Below are 23,167 nucleotides of genomic sequence, written 5' to 3'. Positions count from 1 at the left end.
AGGCGGGAATGGACGCGCTGGCCGCCTGCCGCACACCGTTCAGATGCCGATCAGGGCGAAATCGATCTGGACGCGGTCCGGGTCGCGCTGATCGGTCCAGCGGTGCGGCTGGAGGCGCGGGTCGGCAGCGCGGAGTTCGTCGCGCCGGGCCTGATCGAGGCGCTGCAGCGTGAAGCGCGCGAAGGTGCCGGGCGTCATGTGCGCCAGCGACCGGAACTCCCGCGTGAGGTGCGCCTGATCCGAGAAGCCCAGGTCCAGGGCGAGCCGGGAGAGGGAGGCGTGCGGGTCGAGCCACAGGCGGTTGTGCGCTTCCTCGAAGCGGATGATGCGGGCGAGCGTCTTGGCGTTCAGGCCCACCTCGTTCAGGAAGGCGCGCTCCAGCTGCCGCTGACTGAGGCCCAGTTCCAGGGAAAGCGTGCCGATGCGGGCCTGCCCGAGCGACATGTACAGGGTCCGGGCGGCCTCCACGCCCACCTTCAGTTCCCGTCCCCGTTCGTTCATCAGGCCCAGGAGCCAGTCGTCCACCATCTGGCGCGCCTCGTCCCAGGCGTCCAGCCGCACGAGGGCGCACACGGCGCGGCACAGCCAGGGGTGCTGCACGGTGAGGTCCAGCAGGTCCTGCCCGAACGTCCAGCCGAACAGCTGCCGCGCGCCCCACGGGTACAGTTCCACGCCCAGCGCGCGCGTCAGGCCCACCGACACCATCCGTTGCGGCGCCACCGTCAGCCCGAACAGCGTGGCGTCCGGCAGGCGCTCCAGCGGGCCGCCCTGCGGCGAGCCCTGCCACGAGTGCCCCGCAGAGAAGGTGAGGCGCACCGAGCGTTCCGGCATGAAGCGGTGCTCCTGCTCGCTCACCTCGTGAAATTCGGTCATCTGCCAGTACGTCCGCACGAGGGTGTGCAGGCGCGGGTCGGGCGGGAACTCCTGGTAGGACACGCTTCCACTGTGCCACGCCGCGCGGGCCCGCACATCGGCCACCGGGACGGGTCGGGGTGTCGGATTTGTGCAAGACACGCCGCGCGGGGGGTGCTACGTACGCTGGCCTGCGGGCGGCTGTCCCGGCCCGGCGTTCCCGCGACCGTGACAGCTGCCCGCCTCCGGACTCGCCCCCTTTAGACTTGGGGCATGACCATCCGGAAAGAATCCGACACCATGGGCACCCTCGACGTGGACGCCAGCCGTTACTGGGGCGCACAGACGGAACGCAGCATCCACAACTTCCCGATCGGGCGCGACACCTTCGTGTGGGGACGGCCCGTCATCCGGGCGCTCGGCATCCTGAAGAAGGGCGCGGCGCAGGCGAACGCGGACCTCGGCGAACTGCCGCGTGACGTGGCCGACCTGATCGTGCAGGCGGCCGACGAGGTGATCGCCGGGAAGCTCGACGACCACTTCCCGCTGGTCGTGTTCCAGACGGGCAGCGGCACGCAGAGCAACATGAACGCGAACGAGGTCATCAGCAACCGCGCCATCGAGATCGCGGGCGGCCAGATGGGCAGCAAGGCGCCCGTCCACCCGAACGACCACGTGAACCGCGGCCAGAGCAGCAACGACACCTTCCCGACCGCCATGCACATCGCGGTGGTGCTGGAACTGAACGAGCGCCTGTACGGCAGCGTCGGCAAGCTGCGCGACACCCTGCACGCCAAGAGCGAACAGCACGCCGGGCTGGTCAAGGTGGGACGCACGCACCTGCAGGACGCGACGCCCATCACGCTGGGTCAGGAGATCGGCGGGTGGGTCGCGCAGCTCGACTACGCCCTGAGCGAGGTGCGGCACGCGGGCGAAGGCCTGCTGGAACTCGCGATCGGCGGCACGGCGGTCGGCACGGGCCTGAACGCGCACCCGCAGTTCGGTGACCTCGCCGCGAAGAAGTACAGCGAGGAGACCGGCCACCACTTCCGCAGCGCGGAGAACAAGTTCGCGGCCCTGTCGGCGCACGACGCCCTCGTGCAGACCAGCGCGGCCCTGCGGACCCTGTCGGGCGCCCTGATGAAGATGGCGAACGACGTGCGCTGGCTGGCCAGCGGGCCGCGCAACGGCATCGGCGAGATCGTCATTCCCGAGAACGAGCCCGGCAGCAGCATCATGCCCGGCAAGGTCAACCCCACCCAGAGCGAAGCCATGACCATGGTCGCCACCCGCGTGTTCGGCAACGACGCCACCGTCGCCTTCGCGGGCAGCCAGGGGAACTTCCAGCTGAACGTCTTCAAGCCCGTCATGGTGCACGCCGTGCTGGAAAGCATCCGCCTCATCAGTGACGCGTGCCTCGCCTTCAACGACAACTGCGCCGTCGGCATCGAACCCGCCTACGAGAAGATCGAGCACAACCTCAGCATCAACCTCATGCAGGTCACGGCCCTCAACAAGCACATCGGCTACGACAAGGCCGCCGCCATCGCCAAGAAAGCCCACAAGGAAGGCAGCAGCCTCAAGGCCGCCGCGCTCGCGCTCGGGTACGTCACGGACGCCGAGTTCGACGCCTGGGTCGTGCCGCTCGACATGACGCACAACTGACCACCACTCAACCTCTTCCCAACCCGCGCGGCGCTACACTTCCCGTATGCTCCCAGAGACGGTCGCCCGCGAGATCATCGCGTCGCACCAGCAGCGCCCCCGCAACCGCGGCGAGCTGCAGGGCGCGCCCCACGTCACCCTGGACAACCCCGGCTGCGGGGACCGGGTGACGGTCTGGGCGCGCCTGCAGGACGGCGTCATCACCGACCTGCACTTCGACGGCAAAGGCTGCGCCATCAGCCAGGCCAGCGCCTCTCTCATGACGGTCGCCCTCAAGGGCCGCACCCTCACCGAAGCCAGCGCCATCCACGCGCACTTCCGGCAGATGGTGATGGGCGAAACGCCGCCCACCCCGGACCTCGGCGACCTGATGGCCCTCAGCGGCGTCAGCCGCCTCCATGCGCGCCGCAAGTGCGCCCTCCTCCCCTGGCGCGCCCTGAACGCCGTCCTGCACCCCACGCAGGACGCCCCCCACCCGCCCGCCACGCAGGGCAGTTGACACCCACCGGCCACCTTGATAGACTTCCTCCCGCTTGCCAGAAGGCCCAGCCCGCAAGGGAAAGCGACATCAATCGGTGCGCGGGTGTAGCTCAGTTGGTTAGAGCGCACGCCTGATAAGCGTGAGGTCCCCAGTTCAAGTCTGGGCATCCGCACCAGAAGACAGATTCCCCGCCCTCTGGGCGGGGTTTTTCGTGTTATGCAGGTTGGGTGGCGTATGCTGGCGCGGTGACGTTTTCTTCGGTTCCGGGCGTGCCGCGTGTGGTGGTGGTGGGGGGCGGGATCGCGGGGGCGTGCGTGGCGTTCTTCGCGTCGCGGTTGGGGTGGCGGGTGACGGTGGTGGATGCGGGGCGGGGCCGGGCGAGTGACGTGCCGGCCGCGCTGCTGAATCCGGTGCGTGGGCAGTCGGGGCAGGTGGACGCGCGGGCGCTGGCGGGCCTGCAGGCGAGCTGGGCGCTGGTGCGGACTCTGGAGTCGCTGGGGCAGGTGGTGCCGTGCGGGCAGACGGGCGTGCTGCGGCCCGTGCCGTCGGACGCAGCGCGCGTGAAGTTCGAGCGGAACCTGCCGCCGGAGTTGCCGCACCGCTGGCTGGAGGCGGGCGAGGGGCCGGTGCTGCCGGACGGGTGGCCACACCGGCTGCTGGTGCCGGAGGGCGGGTGGGTGTCGGGGCCGGGGTTGCTGGCGGCGCTGCGTGGCGCGTCGGGCGCGTCGGTGGTGCGCGGCGTGGTGTCGGGGTGGGACGCGCGGTCGGTGACGCTGGCGGACGGGTCGGTGGTGCGTGCGGACCGGGTGGTGTGGTGCGGCGGTTCGCTGGGCGCGTTGCCGCAGGTGGGGCAGGGTGTGGGGGCGCGGCACCGGCGGGGAAGCGTGCTGCTGCTGGACCGGGCGGTGTTTCCGCTGCCGGTGAGTTCGGGCGTGTACCTCTCCCCTGCCGTGGGTGGCGGTGTGCTGGGCGCGACGTTCGAGACGCCCACCGGCGCGTTCGGGGAGGGGGGGCCGCCGCTGCAGTCGCTGCACTGGCTGTTATCGCGCGCGGCGGCGCTCGCGCCGGACCTGTCGGCGGGCGTGCGCGGCGTGTGGAGCGGGTCGCGGCTGAGCGGCGAGGCGTGCGGGGAGCGGCCGGACGGCACGTGGGCGCTGACGGGGCTGGGCAGCAAGGGGTTCCTGCTGGGTCCGCTGCTGGCGCAGGCGCTCGTGGATGGCCTGCAGGCATCGCTGGGGTGGCCTTCCGGGCCGGGGGTCGGGGCGTCGTCTCCGGGGCGGTGACGGGGAGCCTGACGCCGCGCGTGTAGGTTTCCTTTAGACTGCACGCATTATGGCGAAGTACAGAATCTGCTTAATCGAAGGTGACGGTATCGGTCACGAAGTCATTCCCGCCACCCGGCGCGTGCTGGAAGCCGCCGGACTGGACGCCGAGTACGTGCTGGCGGAAGCCGGGTACGAGTATTTCCTCGATCACGGCACCAGCGTCCCGCAGGCGACGTACGACGCGGTCGAGAACACCGACGCGACCCTGTTCGGCGCGGCCACCAGTCCCACCGGCATCAAGCCTGCCGGGTTCTCCGGTGCGATCCGTCACCTGCGCCAGAAGTACAACCTGTACGCCAACGTGCGCCCCACCCGCACGCGCCCCGTGCCCGGCGCGTACGAGAACGTGAACCTCGTCATCGTGCGCGAGAACACGCAGGGCCTGTACGTGGAGCAGGAGCGCCGCTACGGCGACACGGCCATCGCGGACACCGTCATCACCAAGGACGCCAGCGAACGCATCGGTCGCTTCGCGATCGACCTCGCGCTGAAGCGCGGCAAGAAACTCACGGTGGTGCACAAGGCCAACGTGCTGCCCGTCACGCAGGGCCTGTTCCTGAACTCCATCCTGGACCTCGCGAAGCCGGTCGTGGAACTCAACACGAGCACCATGATCGTGGACAACGCCGCGATGCAGCTCGTCCGCAACCCCGCGCAGTTCGACGTGATGGTCATGACGAACATGTTCGGCGACATCCTCTCGGACCTCGCGGCGGGTCTGGTGGGCGGCCTGGGCATCGCGGCGAGCGGGAACGTGGGCGACAAGTTCGGGATTTTCGAGTCGGTGCACGGTTCCGCGCCCGACATCGCCGGTCAGGGCGTCGCGAACCCCACCGCGAGCATGCTGGCGGCCGTGCTGATGCTCGACCACATCGGCGCGAACGACGTGGCCCGCCGCATCGACAACGCGGTCAGCACGGTGCTGGAGCACGGCCCGCGCACCCGTGACCTGGGCGGCACCGCCGGCACCAGAGAATTCACGGACGCCGTCATCGCGCAGCTGAACTGAGCGGCTGTACCACGACAGCGTCTCCGGGTCGTCCCGGACGGCGGCCCCCCTGCCCCCCCGCCAAGGGGGGGCTTTTCATGAGGGGACGCATACACCCCTTGAGAGCGGCCTCATACGGTTTTGAGCTGAACTTGTAGAGTTCAGCCGAGCAAAGCGAGTGCCAACAACTCCGGTTTTGAGGAGATGGAAGCGGGCAGGCGTCCTGCAGGGCGTTTCGTCGTGAACGGACGCGGCTGGCCACGCCACTCCTCCAGTTCTGCCCAAGAAGGGATGTCGGTGCTGCTTCCGGCATCCCTGGAATCGGATCAACACCGTATCACCTGTCTTCACGGGTCCTGAAGGTGCCGGGCCATGCGTGTCTCATGCCGCGTGGCGCGGCAGATGCCGGAAATCCGGTTGTCAGAAAGGTGTGAGTGGCGGCATGCTGAACTGGACGCTGGAAATCCCTCGTTTCAAACGATGTTCACAGCTCTCGCGTCATGGTTTCCGGATGGGCCTTCATCCTCTTCCGCCGTGCACCTACCGATTACATGAGCAGATGCTAAACTCAGCGGGACTTCTGGAGGCTGCATGTCGAGTGCTTTGCAACGTCTACTTAATCCAAGACCGAACGCCATCGGTGTGGAGATCGGCACCAGTGCCATCAAGGTGGTGGTGCTGAAGGCCGGCTCCCCGCCGGTCCTGCAGCACGCCGTGACCATACCCACCCCTATCGGCAGCATGCGCGACGGCCTGGTGGTCGAACCGCAGGCGGTCGCCAACGAGCTCAAGGCCCTGCTCGCCCAGCACCGCATCACCACCCGGCAGGCCGTGACGGCCGTCCCGAACCAGTCGGCCGTGACGCGCAACATCATGGTGCCCCGCATGGAGCGCAAGGACCTGCAGGAAGCCATCAAGTGGGAAGCGGAACGCTACATCCCCTACCCCATCGACGAGGTCGCCCTGGACTTCGACCTGCTCGACGACCCGGCCAACATCCCCGAGGACGGGCAGATGGAGGTCGTGATCGCCGCCGCCCCGATGGAAGCGGTCGCGCGCGTGATCGAGGTCCTGCAGCTCGCGGGCCTCGAACCGGTCGTCATCGACCTGAAGTCCTTCGCGGTGCTGCGCGCCCTGCGCGGCAACCTGCTCGGCGAGCACCTCACCAAGAGCACCCTGACCGGCACCAACTACACCGAGGCAGGCGAGGTGGCCCTCGTGCTGGAGATCGGCGCGAGCAGCAGCGTCATCAGCCTCGTGCGCGGCGACCGCGTCCTGATGGCCCGCAACATCGGCGTGGCCGCCGACGACTTCACCACCGCCCTCCAGAAAGCCTTCGACCTGGACTTCGGAGCGGCCGAGGAGATCAAGGTCGGGTACGCGACCGCCACCACCCCCACCGAGGACGAGGAGGACCTCCTGAACTTCGACCTCTCCCGCGAGCAGTACAGTCCCGCCCGCGTCTTCGAGGTGATCCGCCCGGTCCTCGGTGACCTCATCACCGAGATCCGCCGGTCCCTGGAGTTCTACCGCGTGCAGTCCGGCGACGTCGTCATCGACCGGACCTTCCTGGCGGGCGGCGGCGCCAAGATGCGTGGCCTGGCGGCCGCCATCAGCGACGCGCTCGGCTTCCGGGTGGAAGTCGCGAGCCCCTGGCTGACCGTGCAGACGGACCTCGCCGGCATGGACACCGGGTACCTGCAGGCCAACGCGCCCGAATTCACGGTGCCGCTCGGCCTCGCCCTGAGGGGTGTGCAGTCCCGTGGTTGAGATCAACCTGCTCCCAGCGCAGTACCGCAAGCGCAGCGACCCGGGCCTGTGGCGTTACGGCACCCTCGCCCTCCCCCTCGTGACCCTGCTCGGCGTCGGCCTGTTCACCGTGATTCAGGCCACGCGCCTGAACAACATCAACAAGGACATCGACGCGGCCAACGGTCAGATCACGGCCCTCGAACCCGCCAAGAAGGAATACGACGACCTCAACCGTCAGAAGACCGACCTGCAGAAGGTCACCGAAGTGTCCAGCACCCTGCAGAGCAGCAAGACGTACTGGTCGTCCGACCTCGCCCGCTTCGTGAACGCCCTCCCCAGCGGCGGCGGGGTGGCCCTCACGAACATGACGGTCCGCGCCGTGGACAGCAACGCGCAGACGAACCTCTCGCAGCAGGGCCTGTACAACGGCAAGGCCGTCACGAAGGAATTCGACCTGACCGGGCAGGCCGCGTCCTCGCAGTCCCTCGTGAACTTCCTGAACAGCTTCGAGAACAACCCCAGCTTCGGCGTGAACTTCAAGAGCGCGCAGCGTGCCAACGCCCCGGTGGGCGCCAGCGCCGCCGAGATCGCCAGCCAGCCGTACACCTTCACCGCCACCGTGGGCCTGGTCGGGCAGGCCACGCCCGCCTCCGTCACCACCGGCACGCCTGCCACAGGGACCGGCACTGCCCCCGGGGGATCCGATGTTCGCTAAGCTCAGCCCCCGCAACATCCTGCTGCTGACCCTGGCCGCATGTGTCGTGGCCGTCCTGCTCTGGTGGCTCATGTACTACCAGACCAAACAGCAGCAGATCACCGACGCCCAGAATCAGCTGAACGACCTGAACACCAAACTCGCCACGTACCGCTCCGCGCAGGCGGCCCTGCCTGCCCTGCGGACCGAGGTGGCGGGCCTGCAGACGCAGCGTGACGTGTTCTTCCAGGCGCTCCCGCAGACGCAGAACATCGGTGCGGTGGTGGCGGCCGTGCAGCAGAGTGCGGCGGGTGTCGGCACCGACCTCAGCACGCTCTCGGTCGCACCCGGTACGAACATCGGCCTGCCTGCAGGTGTGCGGCCCATCAACCTGAACATGACGCTCAGCGGGAAGTTCCAGCCGACCTTCCAGTTCCTGCGGGCCGTGGAGACCATGAACCGCTTCTCGACCGTCAGTGCGCTCGGGCTGACGCTTCCGGCACCGGACAGCCTGGACCCCAAGCTGAGCAGCACCATGACCATGACCGTCTACACCTTCGACCCGGCGGCCGCGACGGCCGCGGCGGGCGCCGTGCCGAACGCTCCGGCCGCGCCCGCGCAGACGCCCCCCGCTGGAGGGACGCGATGAGTGCGCCCATGGAAAAACCGCCGGTGGACACCTCGGCCATCACGCCGACCTCCGAGGAACGCGGCCGGTTCCAGCTGTCGCGTGAGATGAAGATCCTGCTGGGTGTCCTGGCGCTGGGTGCCGCGGTGGGCGGCTGGTACGTGTTCAGCGGAGCGGGAACGCCTGCGGTGGACACGGCCGTCACGCCGCCAGCAGCGAGCGGCACGTCCGGTGCCGTGACGCCCGGAACGCCCGGCACCGGCAGCACCGGAGGCACGACGACCGGAACGGCAGGCACGCCCGCGCCCACACCCCCCGGCACCACGGTCGTGCCTGGCGTGACGCCCGGCACGGGCAGCGTGACGCCGCCCGCAGCAACGACAGGAACAGGCGTCAGCACCGCGCAGAGCGGTGCGGGCGGCGTGGACGTCGCGGAGGTGCCGTTCCTGAACCCGGAAGGCAGCGCGTCCGGCACCACCGGCAGCGGAACTGCCGACGGCGCACCGGCAGGCATCAATCCGGCGGACCCGCTGGCGGCCGTGCCGACCAGCAACCCCTTCCAGCCGCTCAAGGTGACGGAGGCGGTCGGTCAGACGGCGGGCGTGCCGAGCAGCACGCCCACCCAGAGCAGCACACCGACCCCGGTGGCGAGTACGCCCGTGCCGAGCAGCACGCCCAGTCTGAGCAGTGCGGGCGCCGTACCGCTCCCGAACGTGCCGCTGGCCGGCGTGAACAGCGGCGGCGTCAGCCTGTCCGGGGGCAGTTCGGCCCTGCCGGGCAGCACCGGGAGCGGTCTGGGGAACGGCGGCGCGATTCCGCTGCCGAACGTCTCCCCGACCGGTCTGCCCACCTCGGGCGGCACGGCGACGGGTTCCGGCACCACGGGCTCCGGCACGACCGGGACCGGTGCGGCGGCCACGCTCACCCCGCCCCCGGCAGCGGGAACCATCACGCCCGGCCTGACGACGCCCGCCCTGAGCAGCATTCCGCTGGGCGGCACGTTGGCAGGAAGCACCAGCACCACGGCGGGTGGCACGACGGCAGGCGGCAACGCCACCGGCAGCGCCGCGAACGCGGGCGGTGCGGCAGTCGTCCCGGCCGGACAGCCGAGCGTCATCACGCAGTACGGGTCGGCCAACGCGCCCGTCACGGCGCCGGTCAGCGCGCTCGACACGCTGGTGCAGAGCCGCTCGCTGGTCTTCAACGCAGTCGTGCTCGGCCCGGTGAACACCGCGATCTTCAAGACGGACAAGGGCTTCGTGGTCGTCACGACCGGTCAGACCCTCCCGGACAGCAACGTGACCCTGAAAGAGGTCACGGCGACCAGCGCGACCCTCAGCCTGGGCAATGATTCCAAGATTCTCGAACTCGACAAAAGGTGAGCCATGAAGAACCGTAGCCTGACCCTCCTGATGACCGCCTCGCTCGGTCTGGCCAGCGTACCCGGTGCGCTCGCCCAGTCCACCCCCGCCCCCACGACCAGCACGGCCAGCAGCACGCAGAGTGCCGATCCGCGCCTCGCGGCCGCGAACGTCAGCCTGGAGATCGGCACGTACAGCGGTCCGCTCTCGTCGCTGCTGGCGGCGGTCGCCAAGTCGGCGGGCTACGACGTGATCTTCGACACGGACGTGGACGGCCTGAGTGCCGCGTCGAGCGCGAGCACCGCCACCGCGCCCGCCACCACCGCCGGGACCGGCACGGCCACCACGCCGACCGCCACGACGAAACCGGTGGTGTACAACTTCCGGAACACGCCCTTCAATCAGGTGTGGCCGCTGCTGATGGACATCTACGGCCTGAGTTACGAGGTGGTGCAGGTCGGTCCGACGCAGGTGCTGCGGATCAGCGCGAACCCCATCCAGCGCGTCATCGCCCTGAAGAACGCGAACGCGGTGGACGCCGTGAATCAGGTGAAGCTGTTCTTCGGGACGCCCACGTACACCGAGACGCCGCAGAAGGACGCGCAGGGCAACACGACCGGTGTGACGCGCACCCTGTCGGACGTGAAGATCGACTCGCCGACGCTGCGCATCGTGGCGGACGCACGCACGAACGCGCTGATCGTGCGCGGCACGAACCGTGAGGTGGCGGACGTGCAGCGCCTCGCGTCGCAGCTCGACCAGCAGGTCGCGACGGCCGCCACGGGCGGCGGGGACGGCAGCCAGACCGTGCAGCGCGTGTACCCCGTGAAGGGCCAGCAGGCGGACATCGTGGCGCTGCTCGCCGCGCAGTACCCGAACCTGAAGGTCACGGCGGTCGGGCAGACGGGGCAGCTCGTGATCACGGGCGCGCAGAACCAGCTGGACGCGGCCCTGAACCTGCTCGGCAGCGTGGACAAGCCCACGCCGGTCGTGACGGTGAACGGGCCGACCATCGTGCAGAAGGTCTTCGCGCTCACGAACGCGAGCGCCGAGGAACTCAAGACGGTGCTGGACGGCACGCTGCAACGCACGCTCGGCACGACCACCGGTCTGGTGAGTGGCGGCGCGCCGGTCACGCAGGCGGACGGGACGACCGTGATCCAGGTGCCCGGCACCACCGGGAGCACGGCCACAGGCACCGCGTCGGGCACGGCGTCCACGCAGGCCAGCACGCCTCAGGCGACCATCATCGCGGACAAGCGCACGAACACCATCATCGTGCGCGGCACGCAGGCGCAGGTGGATCAGATCGCGCAGATCATCCCGAGCCTCGACGTGCGCGTCCCGCAGGTGAACGTCCAGGTCCGCATTCAGGAGATCACCGAGTCGGCGTCGCGCAGCCTGGGCGTGGACTGGAAGGCGGGCTTCGGGAACTTCATCGTGAACGTGGCGAGCAGCGGCGTGAAGGCCATCTTCGACCCGACGCAGTCGCTGGTGGGCTTCAACCTGGGCGCCACCCTCAACGCCCTCGAGCAGCAGGGCATGACGAAGCGCGTGTACGACGGCACGGTGACCATGCAGAGCGGTCAGCGTTCCCTGAACAACAGCACCGACAGCCAGAACGCGTCGAGCGGTGCGGCGGCCCACCTGCAGAGCGGTGGGCGTCTGGAGCTGAACATTCCCTCCCAGGCGGCCAACGTTCCGGCCATTCAGCGGCAGATCGATTACGGCGTCACGATCGATTTCTACAACCCGCAGGTGGCGCCCGACGGCAGCATCACGGTGCGCGTGAAGGGCGTGGTCAACCAGCCCAAGACGGCCATCACCGGCAGTACCCTGCCGAACCTGCTGGACTTCTCGAACAGCGAGGCGCAGACGACCATCACCTTCAAGTCCGGCGAGACGGTGCTGCTCAGCGGCCTGCTCGGCACCAACCAGACGACGACCACCACCGGCCTGCCGTTCCTGTCGAGCATTCCCGTGATCGGCTCGCTGTTCGGCAAGCAGAGCAGCACCAACGACCGCTCGCAGCTGCTCGTGGTGATCACCGGCACCGTGGTGCAGTAAGCGCCGTTCGCGGGACCGGTCGGGTGGGGGCGGCGCGGGCTGCCCCCACCCGTTCGTCTGGGGGTCGTTCCCCTCTATTCAGGCCCGCGGCGCGCGGTGGGCGGCCCTGCTAGCATCGCGGTATGAGGTTTCTGACCGCTGGAGAATCGCACGGCCCGCAATTGACGGCCATCATCGAGGGTCTGCCCTCGCAACTGCCGCTCGGGAAGGCCGACATCGACCCGTGGCTGCGCAAGCGTCAGGGCGGGTACGGGCGTGGGCGGCGCATGGTGATCGAGACGGACGAGGCGCAGATCATGAGCGGCGTGCGGGCGGGCCGCACGACGGGCGCGCCCGTCACGCTGGTCATTCCGAACAGGGATCACCGCAACTGGACGGAGATCATGTCGCCGGAACCGGGCGGCGAGCCGCGCAAGAAGGCCCTGACAGACGCGCGTCCGGGGCACGCGGACCTGGCGGGCGGCATCAAGTACCGGCACAAGGACCTGCGAGACGTGCTGGAGCGCGCGTCGGCGCGGGAGACGGCGGCGCGCGTCGCGGTGGGCAGCGTGGCGCTGAAGCTGCTGTCGGAGCTGGGCGTGCAGGGCGCGAACCACGTGGTGAGTCTCGGCGGGATCGAGGCGGCCGAGGGCTTCGACTGGGACCGGCTGGACGCCATCGAGGAGAATGACCTGCGCACGCCGGACGCGGACGCGGCGGCGCGCATGCGCGAGCGGATCGACGCGGCGAAGGTGGCGGGCGACACGCTGGGCGGGATTCTGGAGGTGCGCTTCCGGGGCCTGCCGGTGGGGCTGGGGAGCTTCGCGCATTACGACCGCAAGCTGGACGGGCGCATCGCGCAGGTGTGCATGAGTCTGCAGGCGATGAAGGGCGTGGAGATCGGGCGGGCCTTCGATCAGGCGCGCGTTCCCGGGAGTGCCGTGCATGACGCGATCGCGTACCGGGACAGCACGTACGTGCGCGACACGAACCGCGCGGGTGGCCTGGAGGCCGGCATGACGAACGGCGAGGAGCTGATCGTGCGGGTGGCGATGAAGCCCATCGCGACCCTGATGACGCCCCTGCCGACCGTGAACGTCATGACGCACGAGGCATCGGACGCGGCGCGCGAGCGGTCCGACACGACGGCCGTCCCGGCGGCGGGCGTGATCCTGCAGACGATCATCGGCTGGGTGCTGGCGGACGCGATGCTGGAGAAGTTCGGTGGCGACACCCTGCCGGAGCTGCAGGAGCGGGTCGCGGCGGCCCGCGCGTACGAGCAAGCGTACTGAGCGTGCGGCCGGACGCGCTGGAGCTGGGGTTGGCGGAGGCGCTGGCGGAGTCCGCGGACGCCGCTGCCGCTCCGGCTTCCTTCACAGATTCGCATTTGGGGGCGGGGTCATCGTCTAGACTGCTCGCTATGAATGCTTCCGGACTCATTGAACGGCCCGTGTCGTGGGTGGCACTGGCGGGCTTCATGGGGACCGGGAAGAGCCGCATCGGGTGGGAACTGTCGCGCGCGCTGGCCCTGCACTTCGTGGACACCGACAAGCTCATCACGCGGGTGGTCGGGAAGAGCATCCCGGAGGTGTTCGCGCACGAGGGCGAGGGGTACTTCCGGGCGTGCGAGGGCGAGGTGGTGCAGCGCGTGACGCGCCTCGACTACGCGGTCGTGTCGCTGGGCGGCGGGACGTTCGTGCACGAGGAGAACCGCCGGGTGCTGCTGTCGCGCGGGCCGGTGGTGGTGCTGTGGGCGACGCCGGAGACGATTCTGGCACGCACCCGGAATTCTGACCGGCCGCTGCTGCACACGCCGGACCCGCTGGGCCGCATCGAGGCGCTCATGAATGAACGCGAGAACGCGTACCGGCAGGGCACCATTCACGTCAACAGCGACGGCCGCCCCTCCGAGGAGATCGTGGAAGAGATCATCGAACGCCTCTGGAATTACCAGGAGGCCGTGTACGAGGGCGCGTTCGCGGGCGTGACGGACGGTCCGGCGGAGGGTGAACGTGCCACGGATTGAGGTGGGCGGGCAGGTGCCGTACACGGTGACGGTGCAGGACGGCGCGCTCGACGCGGCGCGCGTCCCTCACACCCGGACCGCGCTGATCGTGGACGCGGGCCTGCCGGACGCGGCCGTCACGCGCGCACGGGCCGCCCTGACCCCGGAGGTGACCGTCACGGTGCCCGCCGGGGACGCCTGCAAGACGCTGGACGTGCTGAGCGGCGTCCTGTCGCGCCTCGCGGCCGCGAACCTGCCGCGCGACTCGGCCGTGATCGGGCTGGGCGGCGGCGCGACCACGGACCTCGCGGGCTTCGCGGCCGCCACGTACCTGCGCGGCGTGGCGTACTACAGTGCGCCCACCACGCTGCTCGGCATGGTGGACGCCGCAGTGGGCGGCAAGACTGGCGTGAACCTGCCGGAAGGCAAGAACCTCGTCGGGGCGTTCTGGCCGCCGAGCGCCGTGTGGTGCGACCCCACCGTGCTGCTCACCCTGCCGCCCGCCGTGTTCCGCGAGGGGGCCGCCGAGGCGTTCAAGCACGGCCTGATCTCGGACCCCACCCTGCTCGGCCGGGTGCTGTCCCCGGACTTCCACGCGGCGCACTCGACCTTCACGCAGACGCTCTCGGACGCCATCGCCGTCAAGGCGGGCGTCGTCACGCGCGACCTGACCGAGCAGGGCGAACGCGCGTACCTGAACTTCGGGCACACGCTCGCGCACGCCATCGAGGCCGTCACGCAGCACGGCATCTCGCACGGCGACGCCGTCGGGTACGGCATGCATTACGCGGCCCTGCTGTCCCGCGAACTCGGCGGCACGGACCTCACGCCGCACACCCGCGCGTTCCTGGCGTGGCAGCAGCCGCGCGCCCTCCCCCACCTGAACTTCGACGACCTGAACGCCTACATGGCGCGCGACAAGAAGGCCGACAGTCACGGCGTGCGCTTCGTGCTGCTGCACGACCTCGCCCGGCCCTACCTGACGCGCGTCCCGGACGACACGCTCCGCCGCGTCTTCGGGACGTGGCAGGCCGAAGTGACGCCCGCACACGCCTGAACCGCGCCCACCCGCCGCTCCCCCGACACTCCCGCCGAGGTCCCGCATGCTCCTGATCCTGAACGGCCCCAACCTCAACCTGCTCGGCAAACGCGAACCCGGCATCTACGGCAGCGGCACCCTCGAAGACCTGGAACGCCAGTGTGAGGAGTGGGGCGCGGAGCTCGGCCTGAGCGTCACCTGTCACCAGAGCAACTTCGAGGGGCAGCTCCTCGAATGGGTGCAGCAGGCCGAAGGGCAGGGCTTCACCGGCATCGTCATGAACCCCGGCGCCCTGACGCACTACAGTTACGCCCTGCGGGACGCTGTGGCCGGACAGACGCTCCCCGTCGTGGAAGTCCACATCAGCAACGTGGACGCCCGCGAGGAATTCCGGCACAGGTCCGTCACGGCCGCCGTGTGCAGAGGCAAGATCTCCGGTCTCGGCTGGGCCGGATACCGCTTCGCCATGGAGTACCTGAACGACCTGCAGGCGTGACCGTCCACGTCCGCCCCCTGACGCCCGCCGACGCCGATCAGGCGTGCCCGATGCTGCTCGACATGGGCTTCGTGAAGGACGAGGCGGCCCTGCCGGAACGGTTCGCGGCGTTCTGTGGGCGTCCCGACTGGGGCCTGCTGGGCGCCTTTGAAGGGCCGCGCCTGCTGGGGTACTCAGCGCTGCAGGAGTTCGGGCCGCACCTGCGCAGCGGCGACACGCACCGGACCGCCAAGCTGCACGACCTCTACACCGCGCCCACGGTCCGGCGCCGTGGCGTCGGGCGCACCCTCATGCGGGCCGCCGAAGCCTGGGCGGGCACGAGGGGACTGCGGTACGTCTTCTGGTACGCCAACCTGCGTGAAGCCACACCCGCCTACGTGGCGATGGGGTACACGCCGGGCGAGGAGGTGCAGGAGGGGTTCCGGTTCTTCGAGATCGATTTCGGGGAGGCGAACACCCGCCAGCCGCACCCGGAGCGGGGCAGCTGATACGGTACGGTGCTCGCGGCCGGGCGGCGGCTTCGCGTTCCGCCCGGCTGAACGCCAGCAGGTGAGCTCAATCTGGGCTCAGTGAAGCGGCTCCTTTCGTCTGGCACTCTGGGGTCCGCCCAGTCTGCCGAGGAAGTTCAGATCGCGCGCCCGCTGGTGTGGATCGTGATTCCCGCATACGGGCGGCGCGCCGACTGGCTGCAGCGCGGGGACGACCTGTCCGGTGAGTCGTGGCGCGAGGGTGACCGGGTGGTGGCCTTTGCTCGGCAGCAATCACGGGCGATGCTGCCGGACTTCTGGGCCGCTCACGATCAGGCAGGCATCTCGGATGAACAGCTGGCGGTCTGGGGCATCTGGATCTCCCCGGGGCACGCTGAACCCCGACCCTCTAGGCCCGCTGTCCCGCGCTGTGTCCTCTGGTGATGCCGCCCGCGACGAGGTGGGCGGCGCGCAGCGGTTCCGGCAGGCGGCCTTCGACCGTGAGTGCCGTCAGGGCGGCCCCGGCTTCTTCGGGGGTCAGTCCGGCGCGCTGGACGTACACGCCGCCGCACGGTTCCATCTCGCCTGCCGCCTGGATCAGCTTCCACTTCTGCCGTCCGCCCGGCACCCGGCCGAGCAGGGCGGCCTCGATGCGGTGGAGGTCCGGGCGTCTGCGGGCCACGACGAGGACCGGCAGGCCCGTCTGGCGGTGCAGGCGGTGGATGTCAATGACGTTGAAGCCCGCGACGGCGATGCCCTGCAGCAGCACGAGCTGCAGGTGCGTGCCGGCGAGGAGGGTGAGGCGGGTGAGTTCGTCGGTGCTGTTGCGGCCGTCGCGTCTGACCTTGCCGCTCAGGACGGCGTGCAGGGCGTGGCGGGCGTACACGGTGCCGATCACGCGCACGTCGCCCCGGTGGTCCTGCGGGAAGGGCGTGTCGTCGAAGCCGATGGCGTGAACGTGAGGCATGCTTCAGGGTACGGCGCGGCGTGGAATGTGGGGTTTGCAGGACGCCGTCCGGGCGGGCGGGTGAAACGCTGGATCTGCGGGAAGTGCGCCTGGGTGGGGCGTGCGGGGCGGCGTTGTTGCCGTTCGGGGCCGTGTTCTGCTACACTTGCTTTTAGTGTCTTGTGTCTGGTAGGACCGGGACAGCCGGGTGGTTTCCGGGGCACGCGCCGCACCTTCCCCCAAGTCGCGACGGCGGGCAACAGACCAAATCCCCCAAAGTATTGGAGTACTACGGTGAAAACCTACACCCCTGTTATTGACCCCCAGGACCAGACCTGGGTCGTGGTAGACGCGGCGGGCGTTCCGCTCGGCCGCCTCGCCACCGTCGTCGCTTCGCACATCCGTGGCAAGCACCGTCCTGACTTCACCCCGAACATCGCCATGGGTGACTTCGTGGTCGTCATCAACGCCGAGAAGGTCGCCCTGACCGGCAAGAAGCTGGACCAGAAGGTGTACACCCGCTACACCGGCTACCAGGGTGGCCTGAAGAAGGAGACCGCCCGCGTGGCGCTGGACAAGCACCCGGAGCGCGTCATCGAGCACGCCGTGTTCGGCATGCTGCCGAAGGGCCGTCTGGGCCGTGCACTGCACACCCGTCTGAAGGTCTACCCCGGCACGCAGCACCCCCACACCGCTCAGGCTCCCAAAGCACTGGAGATCAAATAATGGCCATGGAACAGTACTACGGCACCGGCCGCCGCAAGACCGCCGTGGCGCGCGTCTTCCTGCGCCCTGGCGAAGGCAAGATCGTCGTGAACGGCAAGGAATTCCAGAGCTACTTCCGTGGCGTGTTCCGTGCGGTTCAGGCGCTCGCCGCCTTCCGTGAGACCGGCACGGCCGGCCGTTACGACGCCGTGATCACGGTCGTCGGCGGTGGCCCGACCGGTCAGGCCGACGCGATCAAGCTCGGCATCGCCCGCGCGCTGCTGAAGGTCAACCCCGACTACCGCGTGCAGATGAAGCCCAAGGGCCTGCTGACCCGCGACCCCCGCGAAGTCGAACGCAAGAAGTTCGGCCTCAAGAAGGCGCGCCGCGCGCCTCAGTTCAGCAAGCGCTGAACCCGGCACGCGTTCCCCGAACCCCCCACCACGTGTGGGGGGTTTTTGTTACCGCTCACCTGGGCGCGGGCGGGTACACTGGCGGCCATGACGCGTTCCTTCCCTGTCCCTGATCGTCCGTGGGTACTGCAGATGCGGTGGCTGGAACTGTGCTTCATGCACTGGGCAGTGGACGCGGACGTGGTGGCGCGCGCCCTGCCGGACGGCGTGACGCTCGACACCTGGGACGGCAGGGCGTACCTGGGCGTGGTGCCGTTCCGGATGGAAGGCATCCACCCGAGGTTCACCTTCGACGTGCCGGGCCTGTCCGCGTTCCCGGAACTGAACCTGCGGACGTACGTGACGGTGAACGGCGTGCCGGGCGTGTGGTTCTTCAGTCTGGACGCCGCGCAGAAGATCGGCGTGCGGCTCGCGCGGACGTTCTTTCACCTGCCGTACATGGACGCGCGCATGTGGACGCGCCGCGAGGGAGACGTGATCGCGTACGCGAGCGCCCGGACGCATGTGGGCGCGCCGCCCGCCCGGTTCGGGGCCGCGTACCGCCCGGTGGGCGAGGTGTTCACGGCGCGGCCCGGGTCACTGGAGGACTGGCTGACCAGCCGGTACGCGCTGTTCAGCGCGGACGGGCGGGGGCGCGTGTTCCGGGGCGACATTCATCACGGGCCGTGGCCGCTGCAGGGGGCGGAGGCGACCCTGGGCGTGAACACCATGGCCGAGCAGATCGGCGTGCGGCTGGAGGGCGAGCCGCACCTGCTGTACTCGGAACGGCTGGACGTGCACGCCTGGCCGATCGTGCGCGCCTGACGGGGGGCCGTTCAGGGGCGGGGCGTGAGGTCGAGCGTGAAGGGGGCGTCCAGTCCCGCGAGGGCGGCGTCACGGGCGGCCTGCGGGGCGTACGTGAGGGCCAGCACGGCGCGGTAGGTGCGGGTGGCGAGGTCGCGTTCGCCCTGCGCGTCGCGCACCTGTCCGAGGCGGGCGAGCACCAGGCCCGGCAGGCTGCGTTCGTCCGTGAGGGCGTGCGCGGCGCTCTCCAGGTGGGTGCGGGCGGCAGGCAGGTCGCCGACCGCGAGGTGGATGTTCGCGGCGGCGTACCGCAGTTCGGCGGCGGGCGTGACGCGGTCGCCCGGCTCGCGTTCCAGTGCGCCGAGCAGGGCCATGAGGTCATCATGCTCGTCCAGCAGCAGGGCGCGGTCGGCCAGTGCCCGCCGCCTGGACGCCTCGCCGGGCTGGAAGGTGGCCGGGTCTGGCAGGGCGGCGTGCGGAAGGCGGTCGAGGAGGTCCGGCAGGTCGTCGAGCGCCGCGAGCGCCACGCCGGTCCGGTCCTGCAGGGTGCGGGCGAGCGTGTCGAGGCGGCGGGCGTGCCAGCGCGTGCCGGGCCCCTCGTCCAGCGCGTCCTGCAGGGCCGCGTGGTACGCGCGTATCCCATCCTGCGTGCGGGCCGAGGTGAGGGACTCCAGCGTGAGCGGCCCGCCCAGCAGGGCCTGCAGATCCTGTTCGGCGTGCGCGGCGCGCCGCAGTCGCTCCTGCCCCTGCGGGTACTGCTTCATGAAGCCCTTCAGGGCGTCGTGTTCCGCGTGCGCCCAGGTCCAGTCGGGGCTCAGGTCGCTCACTTCGGTCCCGGCGGCCGCGAAGGCGTCGCGGGCCGGGTGGTCGGGGTCCGGGCCGGTCAGCCACAGCACGTGCGGCGCGTGCGGCGGGCCGGGCGGCAGCGCGCGAGTCAGTTCGACGAGGGTGGCGGCGTTGTACTGCGGCTGCAGGCGCAGCAGGTCGCCGAGGTCCGGCAGGAGGTACAGGACGGAGGGGTTCACTCGTTCAGGAGTGTAGCGCCCCGCGCGCGCAGTTCGGCCGTCAGGGCGTGCGGGTCGGCGGGCGTCAGGTAGTACGTGGCGTGCCCGCTCGTGAGAAGCAGGCCGGGCGCGCGGGTGGAGGTGGCGACCGCCATCACCTGCCCGTCGGCCGTGGCGTACAGGCCGGTGTGGTAGCCGGGCAGGCCCGTCCCGACGAGCCGCACCCCGAGGCGGCTGCGGGCGGGCCGGACGCTCAGGCCCGCGTACGGGAGGCGGTCCACGCCCAGGCGGCGGCGGACCTCCAGCGCGTCCGGCGTCAGGCGGTACTGCAGGGGTGGCCATGGCCACAGCAGCAGGGCGGCCAGCACGAACAGCGGCAGCGCGCCCAGCCAGCTGCCCGGCGGGACGCCGTGCCGGGGCGTCCCGAAGGTGCCGGTCCCGCCGTTCTGCAGGGCAGCGAGGAACGCGGCCGGGTCGTCCGGCGTGACCGCGAGCAGCGGGCGGCCCGGCACGCGGAACACCAGGGCGTCCGCCGAGCAGTCGGTGTACAGCTCGTACCGCTGCCCGGACGCGTCACGGAAGCGGCCCACGCACGTCCCGGTGCCGTCCCGCCCGACCGCGCGCGTGCCCATGGCGCGCGTGAGGGGCGGCAGTGTGACGCGCTGCGCGGGCGTGCTCGCCGGGAGGATGCGGTGCGTGGCGAGGCTGCGGACGGTGAGCGTCCCGCCGCGCACCTCGTAGCGCGGGTAGCCGAGCAGGGGCGGCACCACCAGCAGCACGCCCAGCAGCACGAGCAGGGCGGCCCCCAGGGCACGCAGCAGGGGCCAGGTGGCGCGGCGCGTGAAGGCCGGGGCCACGGGAACGCGGACGAGGTCGGTGGGGGCCGTCATCTTCAGATGGTAGTCCCTTTCGGTCAAGAGTTGTCGAAGATCCGGGCGGTGCGTGGCGCTGAACGGCACGCGCGACCTCGCCGTTCAGCGGGCCGCGCGACGTCGGGGATTGTTCAGCGCAGCCGCGCCTCGCTGGGGATGCTGCGGCCGTTCTTGTTGCCGACCCGCAGGACGTCCTGCACGCCCTCGACGGCCTTGATGGCGTCCGCCAGGTAGGACAGGTCGAGCTGACCGCCCACTTCCAGGCGCAGCAGGATGTGGGCGCGCGGGCCGCGCACGCCCGCCTCGATCTTGAGGGGGCTGCGGCTCTGCGCGACGAGGACGGCCAGCACGTCCGCGAGCAGACCGGAGCGGTCGGCGGCGACCACGTCCAGTTCGACGGTGCTGTGCCCGGCCGCGCTGGGGTTCCAGGAGGCGGGGCGGCAGCGGTCCTCGGGTTCGTCCTTCAGCAGGCGCACCATGTTCGGGCAGTCGATGCGGTGGATGGTGTAGCCCCGGCCGCGCGTGACGTACGCCATGATCTGGTCGCCCGCGATGGGGTTGCAGCACATGGCGCGCTTGGCGGGCGTGAGGGTGCCTTCCACGTACACCTGACCGTCCTGCAGGGGCCTCGTGGGCGCGGGACGTGGGGGACGGACGGGCGTGCGTTCCTGTTCCAGCTGCGGGGCGAGGGCGCGGGCGACGGTGCCGGTCGTGAGTTTCCCGGCGTGCAGCGCGAGGTACAGGTCGTCGGGGTTGCGGTTCCCGGTGAGTTTGTCGGCCACGTCCTCCAGCAGTTTGGTGCGCATGAGTTGCCGGACCGGCAGCTGGCGTTTGCGGAGGTAGCGTTCCAGCAGGTCGTGGCCGTGCGTGAGGGCCTCGCTGCGTTCCTCGGCGCGGAAGTGGTGCCGGATCTTGGTGCGGGCGCTGCGGGTGACGGCGAAACTCAGCCAGTCCTTGCTGGGCGAGCCGTTCTTGATGGTCACGATCTCGACCATGTCGCCGTTCTGGAGTTTGTAGCTGAGCGGCACGATGCTGCCGTTCACGCGCGCGCCCGTCGCGGTGTCCCCGATACGGGAGTGGACGTTGTACGCGAAGTCGATGGGGGTGCTGCCGCTGGGGAGGTCGCGGGTGTCGCCGCGCGGCGTGAACACCACGACGCGCCCGCCGAGCAGGTCGTCCTTGACGGCGTCCACGAAGTCCGACGCGTCGAGGATCTCGTGCTGCAGCTGCTGCAGGCGCTGCAGCCAGCCTTCCTTCTGCCGGTCGCCGAGGCGTTCGCCCTGCTTGTACATCCAGTGGGCGGCCACGCCGAACTCCGCGACCTCGTGCATGCGGCGCGAGCGGATCTGCACCTCGACCGGCTGGCCGCTGGGGCTGATGACGGTGGTGTGCAGGCTCTGGTACCCGTTGGGCTTGGGGACGGCGATGTAGTCCTTGAAGCGTCCGGGGATGGGGGTCCACATGCTGTGCACGATGGACAGCGAGTGGTAGCAGACGCGTTTCTCGCGGACTTCCTCGGCCCGTTCCTGTTTGCGGGGGTCGCGGGGCTTGCCGTCCGGCTGCAGCAGCGGGCGCGGCGTGAGGATGACGCGGATGGCGAGCAGGTCGAAGATCTGTTCGAGGGCCTTGCCTTCCTTCTGCATCTTGCTGTAGATGCTCCAGAGATGCTTGCTGCGGCCCGACACGTTGATGTCGTCCACCCATTCCTCGAGCTCGAGGTCCTCCTGCAGCGATTCGCGCATCTCGGCGAGGGCGCTGCGGATGTGTTCCTCGCGCTCCTCCTGGCGGGTGCGGAGGCGCGTCTGCAGGTCGCGGTACGCGTCGGGTTCCAGGTACCGGAAGCTGAGGTCTTCCAGTTCCCACTTGACCTGCCCGATGCCGAGGCGGTGCGCGAGCGGCGCGAAGATCTCCATCGTTTCGCGCGCGATGCGCTGCTGTTTGACGGGGCTCATGCTGCCGAGCGTGCGCATGTTGTGCAGGCGGTCCGCGAGTTTCACGATGATGATGCGGATGTCGCTCGTCATGGCGATCAGGAGCTTGCGCATGTTCTCGGACTGCTCGTCGCTCAGGGTGCGGTCCGGGTCCTGGGCCTTGGCGACCTTGGCGAGCTTGCTGACCTTGGTTTCGCCTTCCACGATGCGGCGCACGTCCGTCCCGAAGCGCTTCTCGACGTCTTCGAGGGTGACGGTGGTGTCCTCGACGGTGTCGTGCAGCAGGCCCGCGATGACCGAGTCGGAATCCATGCCGAGTTCCGCGAGGATGTACGCCACGGCGACCGGGTGCGTGATGTACGGCTCGCCGCTCTTGCGGGCCACACCGGCGTGCGCGTCGCGCGCGAACTCGTAGGCGGACTCGATGCGGGCGCGTTCCTCGGGGCTGCGTTCAGCGATGAGTGGGCGGAGGGCCTCCATACCGTGCATCCGGAAAGGATACAGGAAAGCTGCACATGAAAGTAGTCCATGCACGACAAAAGAGCTGCACACCGGAAACCGATGTGCAGCTCTGAAAACGCATGCGTTTGAACTGGTGAAACTGACGTGACCTATAGAAAGGAGGTGATCCAACCGCACCTTCCGGTACAGTTACCTTGTTACGACTTCACCCCAGTCATCGACCACAGTCTAGACGCCTGCCTTTCGGCTCCC

At 69.8% G+C, this 23,167-nt stretch carries 22 protein-coding genes, 1 tRNA gene and 1 rRNA gene; 18 read left to right on the top strand and 6 right to left on the bottom strand.

Features of this window, described 5'->3' with window-relative positions:
- Positions 1 to 39: 39 nt before the first annotated feature.
- Positions 40 to 936 (bottom strand): AraC family transcriptional regulator, encoded by an 897-nt coding sequence (locus tag IEY33_RS12795; RefSeq protein WP_188963675.1) that lies wholly within the window; start codon positions 934 to 936, stop codon positions 40 to 42.
- 189 nt (positions 937 to 1,125) lie between these two features.
- Between IEY33_RS12795 and fumC the strand changes: the two genes are divergently transcribed.
- The 15 genes from fumC to IEY33_RS12720 all read left to right on the top strand — a co-directional run bounded on the left by fumC (position 1,126) and on the right by IEY33_RS12720 (position 15,820).
- Complete coding sequence (gene fumC, locus IEY33_RS12790; RefSeq protein ID WP_188963674.1) at positions 1,126 to 2,517, top strand: class II fumarate hydratase; 1,392 nt, start codon at positions 1,126 to 1,128, stop codon at positions 2,515 to 2,517.
- Between the two features lie 46 nt (positions 2,518 to 2,563).
- Complete coding sequence (gene sufU, locus IEY33_RS12785) at positions 2,564 to 3,016, top strand: Fe-S cluster assembly sulfur transfer protein SufU (protein WP_188963673.1); 453 nt, start codon at positions 2,564 to 2,566, stop codon at positions 3,014 to 3,016.
- An 80-nt stretch (positions 3,017 to 3,096) separates the two neighbouring features.
- Positions 3,097 to 3,173, top strand: a tRNA-Ile gene (locus IEY33_RS12780).
- Positions 3,174 to 3,243: 70 nt separating this feature from the next.
- Complete coding sequence (locus IEY33_RS12775; protein ID WP_229670997.1) at positions 3,244 to 4,281, top strand: NAD(P)/FAD-dependent oxidoreductase; 1,038 nt, start codon at positions 3,244 to 3,246, stop codon at positions 4,279 to 4,281.
- Positions 4,282 to 4,330: 49 nt separating this feature from the next.
- Positions 4,331 to 5,332, top strand: a complete 1,002-nt coding sequence (locus IEY33_RS12770; protein WP_188963672.1) for an isocitrate/isopropylmalate dehydrogenase family protein — start codon at positions 4,331 to 4,333, stop codon at positions 5,330 to 5,332.
- A gap of 570 nt (positions 5,333 to 5,902) precedes the next feature.
- Positions 5,903 to 7,081, top strand: coding sequence for a type IV pilus assembly protein PilM (gene pilM, locus IEY33_RS12765; protein WP_188963671.1), 1,179 nt, complete (start codon positions 5,903 to 5,905; stop codon positions 7,079 to 7,081).
- Positions 7,074 to 7,778: a fimbrial assembly protein gene (locus IEY33_RS12760; RefSeq protein ID WP_188963670.1), complete on the top strand. Its 705-nt coding sequence runs from the start codon at positions 7,074 to 7,076 to the stop codon at positions 7,776 to 7,778. Before pilM ends, IEY33_RS12760 begins: the two co-directional genes overlap by 8 nt.
- Positions 7,768 to 8,406: a type IV pilus inner membrane component PilO gene (locus IEY33_RS12755; protein ID WP_188963669.1), complete on the top strand. Its 639-nt coding sequence runs from the start codon at positions 7,768 to 7,770 to the stop codon at positions 8,404 to 8,406. Before IEY33_RS12760 ends, IEY33_RS12755 begins: the two co-directional genes overlap by 11 nt.
- An 8-nt stretch (positions 8,407 to 8,414) precedes the next feature.
- The gene (locus tag IEY33_RS12750; protein WP_188963668.1) at positions 8,415 to 9,767 is read left to right on the top strand and encodes a hypothetical protein; all 1,353 of its coding nucleotides are present in this window, start codon (positions 8,415 to 8,417) and stop codon (positions 9,765 to 9,767) included.
- 3 nt (positions 9,768 to 9,770) lie between these two features.
- Positions 9,771 to 11,813 (top strand): secretin N-terminal domain-containing protein, encoded by a 2,043-nt coding sequence (locus tag IEY33_RS12745; RefSeq protein WP_188963667.1) that lies wholly within the window; start codon positions 9,771 to 9,773, stop codon positions 11,811 to 11,813.
- A 122-nt stretch (positions 11,814 to 11,935) separates the two neighbouring features.
- Positions 11,936 to 13,084: a chorismate synthase gene (aroC, locus tag IEY33_RS12740; protein WP_188963666.1), complete on the top strand. Its 1,149-nt coding sequence runs from the start codon at positions 11,936 to 11,938 to the stop codon at positions 13,082 to 13,084.
- Positions 13,085 to 13,212: 128 nt separating this feature from the next.
- The gene (locus tag IEY33_RS12735) at positions 13,213 to 13,818 is read left to right on the top strand and encodes a shikimate kinase (protein ID WP_188963665.1); all 606 of its coding nucleotides are present in this window, start codon (positions 13,213 to 13,215) and stop codon (positions 13,816 to 13,818) included.
- The gene (gene aroB, locus IEY33_RS12730; protein ID WP_188963664.1) at positions 13,805 to 14,854 is read left to right on the top strand and encodes a 3-dehydroquinate synthase; all 1,050 of its coding nucleotides are present in this window, start codon (positions 13,805 to 13,807) and stop codon (positions 14,852 to 14,854) included. Before IEY33_RS12735 ends, aroB begins: the two co-directional genes overlap by 14 nt.
- 46 nt (positions 14,855 to 14,900) lie before the next feature.
- Positions 14,901 to 15,332, top strand: a complete 432-nt coding sequence (gene aroQ, locus IEY33_RS12725) for a type II 3-dehydroquinate dehydratase (protein WP_188963663.1) — start codon at positions 14,901 to 14,903, stop codon at positions 15,330 to 15,332.
- Positions 15,329 to 15,820, top strand: a complete 492-nt coding sequence (locus IEY33_RS12720) for a GNAT family N-acetyltransferase (RefSeq protein WP_188963662.1) — start codon at positions 15,329 to 15,331, stop codon at positions 15,818 to 15,820. Before aroQ ends, IEY33_RS12720 begins: the two co-directional genes overlap by 4 nt.
- A gap of 388 nt (positions 15,821 to 16,208) precedes the next feature.
- Here the strand turns inward: IEY33_RS12720 and IEY33_RS12715 are convergent, their stop codons facing one another.
- On the bottom strand, positions 16,209 to 16,766 hold the full coding sequence (locus tag IEY33_RS12715) for an endonuclease dU (RefSeq protein WP_188963661.1): 558 nt from the start codon (positions 16,764 to 16,766) through the stop codon (positions 16,209 to 16,211).
- Positions 16,767 to 17,039: 273 nt separating this feature from the next.
- On the opposite strand from IEY33_RS12715, the gene rplM reads away from it, so the two are divergent.
- The 3 genes from rplM (at position 17,040) to IEY33_RS12700 (ending at position 18,667) form a co-directional block, all read left to right on the top strand.
- On the top strand, positions 17,040 to 17,471 hold the full coding sequence (rplM, locus tag IEY33_RS12710; RefSeq protein ID WP_188963660.1) for a 50S ribosomal protein L13: 432 nt from the start codon (positions 17,040 to 17,042) through the stop codon (positions 17,469 to 17,471).
- The gene (gene rpsI / locus IEY33_RS12705; protein ID WP_188963659.1) at positions 17,471 to 17,863 is read left to right on the top strand and encodes a 30S ribosomal protein S9; all 393 of its coding nucleotides are present in this window, start codon (positions 17,471 to 17,473) and stop codon (positions 17,861 to 17,863) included. The genes rplM and rpsI overlap by 1 nt, the downstream gene beginning before the upstream one ends.
- 87 nt (positions 17,864 to 17,950) lie before the next feature.
- The gene (locus tag IEY33_RS12700; protein ID WP_188963658.1) at positions 17,951 to 18,667 is read left to right on the top strand and encodes a YqjF family protein; all 717 of its coding nucleotides are present in this window, start codon (positions 17,951 to 17,953) and stop codon (positions 18,665 to 18,667) included.
- A gap of 11 nt (positions 18,668 to 18,678) precedes the next feature.
- Here the strand turns inward: IEY33_RS12700 and IEY33_RS12695 are convergent, their stop codons facing one another.
- The 4 genes from IEY33_RS12695 to IEY33_RS12680 form a co-directional block, all read right to left on the bottom strand.
- Positions 18,679 to 19,671, bottom strand: coding sequence for a hypothetical protein (locus IEY33_RS12695; protein ID WP_229670996.1), 993 nt, complete (start codon positions 19,669 to 19,671; stop codon positions 18,679 to 18,681).
- On the bottom strand, positions 19,668 to 20,540 hold the full coding sequence (locus tag IEY33_RS12690) for a PH domain-containing protein (protein WP_188963657.1): 873 nt from the start codon (positions 20,538 to 20,540) through the stop codon (positions 19,668 to 19,670). Before IEY33_RS12690 ends, IEY33_RS12695 begins: the two co-directional genes overlap by 4 nt.
- A 113-nt stretch (positions 20,541 to 20,653) precedes the next feature.
- Positions 20,654 to 22,933 (bottom strand): RelA/SpoT family protein, encoded by a 2,280-nt coding sequence (locus tag IEY33_RS12685; RefSeq protein WP_188963801.1) that lies wholly within the window; start codon positions 22,931 to 22,933, stop codon positions 20,654 to 20,656.
- A 137-nt stretch (positions 22,934 to 23,070) separates the two neighbouring features.
- A 16S ribosomal RNA gene (locus IEY33_RS12680) occupies positions 23,071 to 23,167 on the bottom strand; the annotation flags it as partial.

This window comes from Deinococcus aquiradiocola (assembly GCF_014646915.1).
In the GTDB taxonomy this organism is placed as follows: Bacteria; Deinococcota; Deinococci; order Deinococcales; family Deinococcaceae; genus Deinococcus; species Deinococcus aquiradiocola.
This window is presented reverse-complemented; position numbering and strand designations above follow the sequence as displayed.